The sequence below is a fragment of the Pseudomonas anguilliseptica genome (genome assembly GCF_900105355.1).
Taxonomy (GTDB): Bacteria; Pseudomonadota; Gammaproteobacteria; order Pseudomonadales; family Pseudomonadaceae; genus Aquipseudomonas; species Aquipseudomonas anguilliseptica.
In genome coordinates this window covers 1,066,856-1,078,773 of sequence record NZ_FNSC01000001.1, presented here as the reverse complement: position 1 = coordinate 1,078,773, position 11,918 = coordinate 1,066,856, and the positions used below count along the sequence as shown (strand labels likewise).

Annotated in this window: 7 protein-coding genes, 1 tRNA gene and 1 pseudogene; 1 reads left to right on the top strand and 8 read right to left on the bottom strand. The window is 60.5% G+C overall.

Annotated elements, in window-relative coordinates:
- Window positions 1–2: 2 nt before the first annotated feature.
- The 8 genes and pseudogenes from BLW24_RS05240 to rpsU all read right to left on the bottom strand — a co-directional run bounded on the left by BLW24_RS05240 (window position 3) and on the right by rpsU (window position 10,674).
- On the bottom strand, window positions 3–263 hold the full coding sequence (locus BLW24_RS05240; protein WP_090377567.1) for a helix-turn-helix transcriptional regulator: 261 nt from the start codon (window positions 261–263) through the stop codon (window positions 3–5).
- Between the two features lie 295 nt (window positions 264–558).
- Complete coding sequence (locus tag BLW24_RS05235; RefSeq protein WP_139272637.1) at window positions 559–861, bottom strand: putative Ig domain-containing protein; 303 nt, start codon at window positions 859–861, stop codon at window positions 559–561.
- A gap of 1,130 nt (window positions 862–1,991) precedes the next feature.
- Window positions 1,992–2,309, bottom strand: a pseudogene (locus BLW24_RS26360) (PAAR domain-containing protein); the annotation flags it as partial.
- Between the two features lie 177 nt (window positions 2,310–2,486).
- Window positions 2,487–2,563 (bottom strand) — tRNA-Ile (locus BLW24_RS05220).
- Window positions 2,564–2,578: 15 nt separating this feature from the next.
- A complete protein-coding gene (locus BLW24_RS05215; RefSeq protein WP_090377561.1) occupies window positions 2,579–6,319 on the bottom strand; it encodes a bifunctional diguanylate cyclase/phosphodiesterase in 3,741 nt (1,246 codons plus the stop codon).
- A gap of 105 nt (window positions 6,320–6,424) precedes the next feature.
- Window positions 6,425–8,269, bottom strand: a complete 1,845-nt coding sequence (gene rpoD, locus BLW24_RS05210) for an RNA polymerase sigma factor RpoD (RefSeq protein ID WP_090377557.1) — start codon at window positions 8,267–8,269, stop codon at window positions 6,425–6,427.
- Window positions 8,270–8,335: 66 nt separating this feature from the next.
- Window positions 8,336–10,318 carry a DNA primase gene (gene dnaG, locus BLW24_RS05205; protein ID WP_090377554.1) on the bottom strand — a complete coding sequence of 661 codons (1,983 nt, stop codon included), beginning with the start codon at window positions 10,316–10,318 and terminating at the stop codon, window positions 8,336–8,338.
- A gap of 140 nt (window positions 10,319–10,458) precedes the next feature.
- On the bottom strand, window positions 10,459–10,674 hold the full coding sequence (rpsU, locus tag BLW24_RS05200) for a 30S ribosomal protein S21 (protein WP_003296736.1): 216 nt from the start codon (window positions 10,672–10,674) through the stop codon (window positions 10,459–10,461).
- A gap of 204 nt (window positions 10,675–10,878) precedes the next feature.
- Here rpsU and tsaD point away from each other — a divergent pair, with 204 nt between their 5' ends.
- The gene (gene tsaD / locus BLW24_RS05195) at window positions 10,879–11,904 is read left to right on the top strand and encodes a tRNA (adenosine(37)-N6)-threonylcarbamoyltransferase complex transferase subunit TsaD (protein ID WP_090377551.1); all 1,026 of its coding nucleotides are present in this window, start codon (window positions 10,879–10,881) and stop codon (window positions 11,902–11,904) included.
- The last annotated feature ends 14 nt before the right edge of the window (window positions 11,905–11,918 follow it).

The following is an 11,918-nucleotide window of genomic DNA, read 5'->3' as shown; positions in this document are numbered from 1 at the left end:
GCTCAAGCGCTCCCTGACCGCTGCTCGTTGAGGATGTCTTCAACCGTGCGTTCGTGCCCGGCCTTAACCAGCTTCAAGTCATAGCCTGCCGCTTCCAGCAGCCGAACCAGCACCGAGACACTCATATCGCCTTTGGCCAATGTTTCCATGCGTGCAACCGTGGAGCGTGATACCCCTGCGCTGCTGGCCAATGCCTCTTGGCTCAGCTTGGCATCACTGCGTGCCTGTTTCAGCATTTCGGAAACATCGTAGAGAGAGGTCATTTGTAGCCCTCGGGCATCAAGAATAGATCTAATGCCTGAAAATGTAGCTCTTGGGCTACATTTTCACAAGTGCTGCCAGGCTTTAGCTGTAGCTCGTGGGCTACAAAATGCACGTGTTAGTTATCATTTGTGGCTTCAGGGCTACAAACCAGCCGGCATGACGAGGCCCATGGCAGCGCCCTAGGGTTTGAGCTCGGTAAGCAGACTGTCCTCTGTCCATGGACTGAGGACAGTCTGCTTACCGAGCTGCTCTGAATCGACCCGTGCTTGGGGCTCTGGTGTTAAGCGAGGTTCGTTATTCGGTGACCACAAGGTTGTAGACTCGGCTTGCTCTACGCCCAGTGCATTGGGTGCCGTACGTACCAGCGGACATGCGCACTTCATAGGTGCCGGCCTTGAGCGGTGTACCGGTGATCAGTCCATGAGAGTCGCGATCTTGGTGCTCGACCCAAAGCCCTTCAGGCAGGGCGTAGGCATCATTCACATAGATGCCATGCACGGGCGTCGAGGTGTTGATCACTTCGAGTTGCACGCTATAGGGCTCGCCCACTGCGGCTACAGGTAGGCTCTCGGGTAGTAGCGTGGGCTCGGGCTGCATGGCACAGCCCGCCAGCGTGTTGCCAACGATACCGGCTTCGCAGCCAGCAAGCGGTAGCGTTAAGCAGAGGGCAAAAAATAGTTTCCGCAGCATATGAGAGTCCTTCCTGGTCATGGGATTCGGCTGAATACGATCCCGCCGAATACGTCCTTGAGGAGCTGTTTGAGCGTGTAGCCCCGCGTTACCTGGTGCATGGATTGGCCCCAGGAGAACAGCTTAGAGTCGACGATTACTTCTACAGGCAAGGTGGTTTGATCGACTCGGCCGCCTTGAGTGTGCGGGGGCTTTTCCCAGGCGATCCAATGATTTTTCCCGACCCCTGCGCCGCCTTCCACCATCGAGGCGGAGATTAGCGAGGTGACATGATGCTGGCCGCCCGCATAGCCCAACAGCTCCACGAGTTCCTCCTGATTGATATGCCCGAGGAACTGGATGTTGTCGAACACCACGGTGGCGCCGGCTTTGGTGAACCAGGCCTTCACTTTCCCCGGTAGGGTAATCCCAGGGATCTGATCACCTGGCGAGTCGTAATCGAAGAGGTCGTTTTCGCTGTCGCGCAGGCTGGCCAAGGAAATCCAGTCAATCGCGGATATACGATCCCCTGCCGCCGTATGGCTGAATTTCTTTGGGTTGCGGCAATCGTAACTTGGCTTGATATGCAGCTGCCCTATGGTCGTTTCACCTGTTTCCCACAGGTCGATGATCGCCTGGGTGTAAAGGTCGGGGCGATCCACCAGCAGTGCGTAGAAGAAAACAGCTGGCCCGCACAGGCTTGTCTCTTGCTGGTTGGGAAATGGAGTGATTCTTTCCTTGGTCGAAACGTGCTGGCCTTGGGACCTAGCGACGCGTACTCGCAGCTGTTCTATGACTTTGCTTTTCTCAAATGGATCACTTGCCGTGCCCATTGGATGATCGCGGTCGTTGAAAACACGACTCTGAGAAGCCGAGCACTCAAAGGTGTCCACGATCTCCTTGGCCGCTGCAACTCGATCCGTGGTCTGAACCGGTTGCGCGATAGCCGACGCGGCTGCGGTTGTGGCTGCCGCTTGCTGGGCAGGCTGCGCAGCGGGAGCCGTGGCTGGCGGTTGGTTCTCGGACGCTTTTGCTGCTGCCGGCGCTGCGACTGCGGCTATGGATAATGGCGTTGGCGCGGTAAAGGGTGCAGCGACTGCGGAGTTACCGATGATCACGCTGCCTGAGCCGCCAACGACCACACTGCCGTGGCCACCCGTACTGCCCAATGTCGCCGCTGGCAGACCATTGATCAGCACCGTGCTAACAACTGCACCCACGATGGGGCTGCCGCAGGCCGACGTATCGGTCAGCCGCGCTGCTGGTAAGTTGTCAAAGAGGACGTTGGGTGAGCCCTTGGCTATGGGGTTAGTGCCATGGCCAGGTAATGGGCAAGAGGTAGGGTCAGTTAGGCGCGCCGCCGGTTTTCCGCTCATAGTGAAACCTCCTTGTTTTCGTAGGCGTAGATCCTACGCGTGTCTCCGTAAGTGCTCTTGGTGCATTTGCTGATCTGAGCGAAGGGTCACGGATTGTATAGCGGGCTTGGCTACGGGGCGGCGAGTAGGGCTCTTGTAGCAGGCATGAAAAAGCCGCGCAGTGCGCGGCTTTAAAGGTGGTGGGCCCACACGGACTCGAACCGTGGACCAAAGGATTATGAGTCCTCTGCTCTAACCAACTGAGCTATGGGCCCTCAGAGGCCGGCGGATTATACCGGTGCCTTCTCGGCAGCGCCAACCGAATGGCGCGGGGTGAGGAAGTTTTGTGCGAAGGCGTCCGCATGGATGGCACGGCTGATGACGAAACCCTGGATTTGCTCGCAGCCTTCGGCGGCGAGGAACAGCTCCTGGTCTTTGGTTTCTACCCCTTCGGCGATCACTGTCAGTTGCATGCTGCGACCCAGGGCGATGATGGCGCGCACGATGGCGATATCATTGCTGTCATTGGGCAGGCCGCGCACGAAGGATTGGTCGATTTTCAGGGTGTCGACCGGCAAGCGCTTGAGGTAGCTGAGCGAGGAGTAGCCGGTGCCAAAGTCGTCGATAGCCAGTTGAATACCCAGGCCTTTCAGTTGATGCAGCAGGTTCAGGGCTTCTTCGGCCTGGTTCATGATGAAGCTTTCGGTGATTTCCAGTTGCAGCAGTTCCGGCGCCAGCTTGTGGTCTTCCAGCAGGCTGGAAATGCGTACCAGCAGGTGCGGCTGGCGCAGTTGCACGCCGGTCAGGTTGACCGACAGCGGGCCGAATGGGGCGTGCTGTTGTTGCCATTGCTGCATTTGCCAACAGGCCTGGCGCAGTACCCAGTCGCCGAGGGCGATGATCAGGCCGGTTTCTTCGGCCAGGGGAATAAAGCGATCCGGCGGGATTTCGCCGAAAAGCGGGTGATGCCAACGCACCAGCGCTTCGGCGCCGATCAGGCGGTTGCTGCTGAGGCTGCGTTTGGGTTGGTAGTAGAGCTGCAGTTGTTCCAGCTCAATGGCGCGGCGCAGTTCGCGCTCCAGGGCCATGCGTTCGGTGGCCTGGAAGGTCAGGTCGCGGGTGTACAGCTCGACGCGGTTGCGCCCGCGCGCCTTGGAGCGGTACATGGCGGCGTCGGCATTTTTCACCAGGGTGGCGACATCATCGCCGTCATCCGGGTAGCGGCTGATGCCGATGCTGGCGCTGATAAACAGCTCCTGTTCGTCGAACCGGAAGGGCAGGCTGAAGCAGTCGAGTAGCTTGTGCGCCACCAGCTCGGCATCGTCATCATGTTGCAGGCCGGGCAGCAGGATGATGAATTCATCACCGCCGAGGCGGGCCACGGTGTCGATATCGCGCAGGTGGGCCTTCAGACGTTCGGCAATGCTCTTGAGTAGTTCGTCGCCGACCGGGTGGCCGAGGCTGTCGTTGATGTGTTTGAAGCGGTCCAGGTCGATAAACAGTACGGCGCCCATGCGTTTGTCGATGTGCGCGTCTTCGAGGGCGGCGCGCAGGCGCGCTTCGAACAGCATGCGGTTGGGCAGGCCGGTGAGCGGGTCGTGATGGGCCTGGTGATCAAGGCTGGCCTGGGCGTGCTTGAGCGAGCTGATATCGGCAAATACGCCGACAAAGTGGGTGATCTGCTGATCGCTGTCGCGCACGGCGCTGATGGTCAGCCATTCCGGGTAGAGTTCGCCGTTTTTGCGCTTGTTCCATATCTCGCCTTGCCAGTGCCCGGAGGCGCTGAGGTTGTGCCACATGGCGGCGTAGAACGCGCTGTCGTGGTTGCCGGAGGCGAGCAGGCGCGGCGACTGGCCGAGGGCTTCGGCTTCGCTGTAGCCGGTGATGGTGGTGAAAGCACGATTGACCGCAGTTATGCGCTGCTGCAGGTCGGTGATCATCACGCCTTCGGCAGTGCTTTCGAAGACGGTGGCAGCCTGCTTGAGGTTTTCCTGCATCTGCTCGCGCTCAGTAATGTCGCGCGCGATGGTCAGCATGCAGGTGTCGCCTTCGATGGGGATCGGTTGCACCGACATCTCGCAAGTGCGCAGTGAGCCGTTGCGGGTGCGAATAAGGGCGCGGAAGTCGCGCACTGAACCGTGTTTTTGCACGTGCTCGAACATGCGGGTGCGGTCGTCCGGGTCGGCCCAGATGCCCAGCTGCAGGGTGGAGCTGTCGGTCGCCTCATTGATGCTGTAGCCGGTGATGCGGCTGAAGCCTTCGTTGACGTCCAGCAGCTGACCGTCGCTCAGGCGGGTGATCAATAGACCGTCGGGAGAGGCGTGGAAGGCCTTGGCGAATTTGTCTTCGGACAGCTTGAGGCGCTGCTGGGTGTCTTTCAGCTCGCTGACGTCACGTACCGCTACGACCAGGGTGCTGCTGTCGTCCAGGCTGACACGTTGTGCGGAAATCAGTGCGGTGAACTGGCTGCCGTCGCGGCGGCGGAACGTGACTTCGATGTTGTGCGCATTACCCTTGCGCAGCATTTCCAGAATGCGTGGACCGATGCCTTGTTCGATCCACAGGTTCAGCTCCGAGCTGGTGTGGCCGATGGCTTCGGCGGCGCTGATGCCGAACTGTTGCTCGAAGGTGTTGTTGACCGCCAGCAGGCGACCGTCGTGCAGGTTGAGCAGGGCGATGATGTCCGGGCAGTTGTGGAATACTGAGGCGAATTTCTGCTCTGACAGGGCCAGGGCCTGTTCGGTGCGCTTGGTTTCGGTGATGTCGATCAGCAGGCCGCGCAGCATCGGGCCGCCATCCTGCGGCGACAGCGTGACAATGTCGCGTACCCAGACCTCGCGGCCGTCGGCGGCGAGCATGCGGTAATCCAGGCTGTGGTCGCGGCCAGCCTGGGTTTCGCTGCGGCAGTAGTCGAGGGTGCGATGCGCGTCGTCGGGGTGCAGGATGCGTTCGATAAAGCCAGGTTGCAGCCAGTCCTGCGGCGGATAGCCGAGCAGGCGCTCCGCCTGGGGGGCGACATAGGTGTAGCGGAAGTCGCTGGGATCCATTTGCCAGGCAACCGCGTTGAGGCTTTCCACCAGACCGCGGTAGTGCTGCTCGCTATTGCGCAGTTCGCCTTCCAGTAGGGCGCGGTTGTGCATCTCACTGCGCAGGCGGTGATTGATGCGCAGGATGCTGAAGATGATCAGCAGGGCTGCCAACAACCCAGGCAGGCCAAACAGCAGCAGGCTGCGCCAGAACGGGCGCTCGTCAAGCGGGTCGCCCACCCAGCGCTGCTGGATTTCTGCAATCTCGCTCGGGGTGAGTTCGCTCAACAGCTTGTCGAGAATGCCGGCCAGGATGGCTTGGTCCTTGGGTACGGCCATGGCCATGGCCAGTTGGTAGCGATAGGGCGTCTGGCCGCTGATGACAATGCCATCGAGCTTGAGCTGGCGCAGATGCCAGACGCTGGAGGCGAGGTCCCCAAGCATCGCGTCGGCTTGCCCGGATGCCAATGCCTGCAAGGCGGCGGCCACACTGGGACGCGGCCAAAGACGCAGCTCGGGGTGTTTGTCGCGCAGCAGTTCGTGGGTGGCGTAACTGTCGACCACGGCCACGCGCAGCCCTTGTAGCTCGCGCAGTCTGCGCGGTTGCGGGCCTTGTTCCTGGCTAAGAATAACAATCGGGAAGTCGAGGTAGGGGCGGGTGAAGGTCAAGTACTGCTGGCGTTCGGGGGTGGCCATCAGGCTGGGCAGCAGGTGCAGCTTGCCGGTTCTGGCATCGGCCAGCACTTCGCTCCAGTTCTGTGCGGGCGCTGGGCGCAGAGTAATCGGCAGGCGTTGTTCAATCAGGCGCACATAGTCGGCGGCAAGGCCCTGGTAGAGGCCGTCGTCATCGATAAATTCGTAAGGGTGCCAGTCGCGGTCAACGCCCAGACTCAGTTGCGGATGTTCGGCCAGCCATGTTTGCTCGGCGGGCGTCAGCTCAAGGCTCAGCGCGGGCACGGCCCAGCACGCCAGACACAGTAGGAGGGTGGCTGCAACACGCGGCATGAGCTGACTCGTTCGCTGGGCAATTGGGAAAAGTGTAGACCCGCCAGGCAGGCCTTGGTAGTTGCCCAGAATGCAAAACCCCCGACAGGGCCGGGGGTTCTGGTGTTACTCGTCGAGGAAGGAGCGCAGGTGTTCGCTTCTCGTCGGGTGGCGCAGCTTGCGCAACGCCTTGGCTTCAATCTGACGAATCCGCTCGCGGGTTACATCGAACTGCTTACCGACTTCCTCAAGGGTGTGGTCGGTATTCATGTCGATGCCGAAGCGCATGCGCAGCACCTTGGCTTCACGCGCGGTGAGGCCGGAGAGTACTTCGCGAGTGGCTTCTTTGAGGCTCTCAACAGTGGCGACATCGATTGGCGACTGCATGGTCGAGTCTTCGATGAAGTCGCCCAGATGGGAGTCCTCGTCATCACCGATCGGGGTTTCCATGGAGATCGGCTCTTTAGCGATCTTGAGTACCTTGCGGATCTTGTCCTCAGGCATCTCCATGCGTTCACCCAGCTCTTCCGGGGTCGGTTCGCGACCCATTTCCTGCAGCATCTGCCGGGAAATACGGTTGAGCTTGTTGATCGTCTCGATCATGTGCACCGGGATACGGATGGTGCGCGCCTGGTCGGCGATCGAGCGAGTGATCGCCTGGCGGATCCACCAGGTGGCATAGGTCGAGAACTTGTAACCGCGACGGTATTCGAACTTGTCCACCGCCTTCATCAGGCCGATGTTGCCTTCCTGGATCAAGTCGAGGAACTGCAGGCCACGGTTGGTGTACTTCTTGGCGATGGAGATCACCAGGCGCAAGTTCGCTTCAACCATCTCTTTCTTCGCGCGACGGGCCTTGGCCTCGCCGATCGACATGCGACGGTTGATGTCCTTGATTTCAGCCAGGGTCAGTTCGCACTCGGCTTCCAGGGCGGACAGCTTCTGCTGGCAGCGCTGGATGTCGCCTTGCAGGTTGCCAATGGCTTCGGCGTACTTGGCTTTGCCTTTGGCCAGGCCAGCAGACCATTCGGCGTCGATTTCATTGCCTGGGAACAGGCGCAGGAAATCGGCGCGCGGCATACGTGCATCACGTACGCAGAGTTGCATGATGGCGCGTTCCTGAGCGCGCAGGCGCTCCAGAGAGCTGCGTACACGCACAACCAGTGCATCGTACTGTTTAGGTACGAGCTTGATTGGCATGAACAGCTCGGCCATTTCTTTCAGCGCGGCAGTGCCTTGCTTACTGTTGCGGCCGTGCTTTTTCAGAGCTTTCTTGGCGAGCTCCAAGGCGTCACCGATCGCGGTGAAGCGGCGCAGGGCCTCTTCAGGGTCCGGACCACCGTCGCCCTCTTCTTCCTCGTCATCGCTGGCTTCGGCGTCATCGTCGTCAGTTTCTTCGGCAGCGTCGCCGTCTTTAACTGGCACAGGCGCCGCGGCTTCAGCGGGAACAATGCCGTCATCCGGGTCGATATAGCCGCTGAGAACCTCAACCAGGCGGCCACCATTGGTGGTCACACGGTTGTACTCGGCCAGAATGCTGTTGACAGTGCCGGGGAAATGGGCAATAGCGCCCATCACTTCACGGATGCCTTCCTCGATGCGTTTGGCGATTTCGATCTCGCCTTCGCGGGTCAGCAGTTCCACGGTGCCCATTTCACGCATGTACATGCGCACTGGGTCCGTCGTGCGGCCGATATCGGTCTCTACCGCTGCCAGCGCGGCAGCTGCTTCTTCAGCAGCTGCCTCGTCGGTATCGGCGTCGGCCAACATAAGGGCGTCCGCATCCGGAGCACTCTCGTGTACGGGGATCCCCATGTCATTGATCATGCGGATGATGTCTTCCACCTGCTCCGGATCAGAAATATCTTCCGGTAGGTGGTCGTTGACCTCTGCGTAAGTCAGATACTTCTGCTCACGGCCCAGGGTGATCAACTCTTTGATACGAGACTGCTGTTGCGCTTTTCCGGACATAACACCCTATCCACTGAAGGTCTTGGCGGGCAAAAACAAGCCGCGGATTATACCCGAGTAACACCCCTAAGCGCCAGTTGGACTCGGGATTACCGGTGATGCATTACGGCTCAGCAAGCTGCGCAGCTGATCTTTCTCTTCTGCGCTCAGCTCACTTTGACGGGCTTTGCGCAGCAAATGTTCCAGGCTGCGCTCGCGTTGGCGGGCTACTAAACTAGTTATAGTGTCGAAAAACTGTTGTTCAAGGTTGTCGGCTGAAATCAACCATTCCTTTTCAGCCAAGGCGCGCAATAGACGGCCCTGTTCGGTGCCGTGCCAGCGTGCGATCAGTTGCAGTGAGCGCAGGTTGGGACTCTTCTGCAGGGCGCCAAGCAGGGCGACCAGCAATTGGGCGTATGTATCGTCTTCGGCGGCGAAGTGGCTGACATCTTCGACCTTTTGCGCCAATTGCGGGTGGTGCAGCAGGGTGCGCAGCGCGCTCAGGTGTGGCGATTCGACGCTGACGGCGGTGCGCGGTGCGCGTGGTGCGAATTCGCCCTGGCCCTTTTTGCTCCACTTGCCGCCGTCTTTCTTCCAGTTGCCCTTGCCTTTTCCGCTGTTGTGTTCGAATTGCGGCGCAGGGCTGGGGTTTTCGTATTCGTTGCGGCTCGGCTCGACATCGTAATAGGCGCTGTCGGGGATCTCGGGGTAATCCGGGTAGTCGCTGGGCGGTGCGCTGTTCTGGCTTGGCTGGCTGCTGCGCGCAGTTGGCGCCATCTGCTGCTGGGGTTCGCCGGACAGTCCGGTGATTTCGCTCAGGCGCTGACGCATCAGGGCGCGCAGGTTGTTGCCGGGTATCTTGTCGATCAGCGGCGCGGCCAGGGTCATCAGGTGTGCTTTGCCTTCCAGGGAGCGCGGGTCGGCTTCTTCGCTGAGCTGCTGAAAGAAGTAGTCGGCCAGCGGCTGGGCGTGCTGATTGATGCGGGCGCGGAAGGCGTCGGTGCCTTCGCTGCGTACCAGGGTGTCCGGGTCTTCGCCGTCGGGTAGAAACAGAAAGCGTGCGCGGCGACCGTCCTGCAGGCTTGACAGGGTCGCCTCCAGGGCGCGCCAGGCCGCGTTGCGCCCGGCGGCGTCGCCATCGAAGCAGAACAATACGCTGGGCACGACGCGAAACAGGCGTTTGAGGTGTTCTTCGCTGGTGGCGGTGCCGAGGGTGGCAACGGCGTTGCGCAGGCCTTGCTGGGCCAGGGCGATCACGTCCATGTAGCCTTCGACCACCATGATTTCGTCAAGGTCGCGGTTGTGCTTGCGCGCCTCGAACAGCCCGTAAAGCTCTTGCCCCTTATGGAACACCGGGGTTTCCGGGGAGTTCAGGTATTTCGGCTTCTCGTCACCTAACACCCTGCCGCCAAAGGCGATCACCCGGCCGCGGCTGTCGCGGATGGGAAACATGATGCGATCACGGAAGCGGTCGTAACGCTTGCCGCTTTCGGCGTTTTCCACCAGCAGGCCGGCGTCGATCATGGCCTTTTGCTGCAGGCTGTCGCTGGTCAGGTGTTTGAGCAGGTTGTCCCAGCCGGGTGGGGCGAAGCCCATGCCGAAGTCGCGGGCGATCTCGCCGGACAGGCCGCGGCCCTTGAGGTAGTCGATGGCAGCTTTGCGTTGCGGGTGATTTTTCAGCGCTTGTTTGTAGTACTCGGCGGCGGCGGTCAGCAGCGGGTACAGCGGTGAGTCGGTGGGTTGGCGTGGCTTGTTGTTGCGTCCGCCTTCCTCGCGTGGCACTTCCATGCCGGCGCGCTTGGCCAGGTCCTCGATTGCCTGGGGGAAATCGAGTTGGTCGTGGTCCATGACAAAACCCAGGGCGTTGCCGCCGGCGCCGCAGCCAAAGCAGTAATAGAACTGTTTGTCCGGGCTGACGCTGAACGAGGGGGTTTTTTCTTTGTGGAAGGGGCAGCAGGCGGTGTAGTTTTTGCCGGCCTTTTTCAGCTGGATGCGCGAGGCGACCACGTCGACGATGTCGGTGCGGTTGAGCAGGTCATCGATAAACGACTGTGGGATCAGGCCGGCCATAGGCACTCAGAATACTGTCATGCACTGAGGCAGAACAGGTCGGGGCAAAAACTAAAAGACTCCGATCGTCACCCGGAGGTGGCGCGGAGTCTAAAAGCGAAACCCGGCCGAAGCCGGGTATCAGGCGCTGCTTGTACTGATTAGTACAGGCGAACGCTGCGGCGCTGCTCGCGCTGCACTTTCTTGGCGTGACGCTTAACAGCGGCTGCTGCTTTACGCTTACGCTCGGAAGTCGGCTTTTCGTAGAATTCACGGCTGCGAACTTCAGCCAGAACACCGGCTTTTTCGCAGGAGCGCTTGAAACGACGCAGAGCTACGTCGAAGGGTTCGTTCTCTTTAACTTTGACGGCTGGCATCCAGGGCGTACCTTCTTTATTACCGGGGGTAACGTTGCTCCTGGCAAATGGCGCTGGAGAACGTAGGTTTTTAAGGGTTGCGGATGTTACCGCCTCGTCGCGCGGAATGCAAAGCCTCTGATCGAAAAGCGCTGGCCGGCTCGCGTCAGCGGCCATTATCATGCGCGCCTTCGAAGTTGCACACACTACTACAAGGCACTGCCCATGCTGGTTCTGGGATTGGAAACCTCCTGCGACGAAACCGGTGTCGCGCTTTACGACAGCGAGCGTGGCCTGCTGGCCGATGCGTTGTTCAGTCAGATTGATCTGCACCGTGTGTATGGCGGCGTAGTACCGGAACTGGCCTCTCGCGATCACGTCAAGCGCATGCTGCCGTTGATCCGTCAGGTGTTGAGCGAGGCCGACTGCGTTGCGACTGACATCGACGCCATCGCCTACACCGCCGGTCCTGGCCTGGTTGGCGCGCTGCTGGTGGGGGCGTCCTGTGCGCAGGCGCTGGCCTTTGCCTGGGACATTCCGGCGCTCGGTGTGCATCATATGGAAGGCCACCTGCTGGCGCCGATGCTGGAGGAACAACCACCGGCTTTCCCGTTCGTCGCTTTGTTGGTGTCGGGCGGGCATACCCAGCTGGTTCGCGTAGATGGCATCGGTCAGTACCAGCTGCTTGGTGAGTCTCTGGATGATGCGGCAGGCGAGGCCTTCGACAAGACGGCCAAACTGATGGGCTTGCAGTACCCCGGCGGGCCGGAGATTGCCCGGTTGGCGCTGAATGGCACGCCGGGGCGCTTCAAGTTCCCCCGGCCGATGACCGATCGCCCTGGGCTGGAGTTCAGCTTTAGCGGCCTGAAGACCTTTACCCTGAACACCTGGCAGCAGTGCCAGGCTGCGGGCGACAACTCCGAGCAGACCCGTTGCGACATCGCCCTGGCGTTCCAGCAGGCGGTGGTCGATACCCTCACCATTAAATGCAAGCGCGCACTTAAGCAAACCGGGTTGAATAACCTGGTGATCGCCGGTGGGGTGAGTGCCAACCAGGCGTTGCGTCAGTCGCTGGAAAAGATGCTCGCTGAGCTGAAGGGCGGCGTGTTCTACGCCCGCCCGGCGTTCTGCACCGATAACGGCGCGATGATTGCCTATGCAGGCTGCCAGCGTTTGCTGGCGGGTCAGCATGAGGATTTGAGCATCAAGGTGCAGGCGCGTTGGCCTATGGAGCAACTGCCGGCGCTGTAAGCCGGCCGGATCCA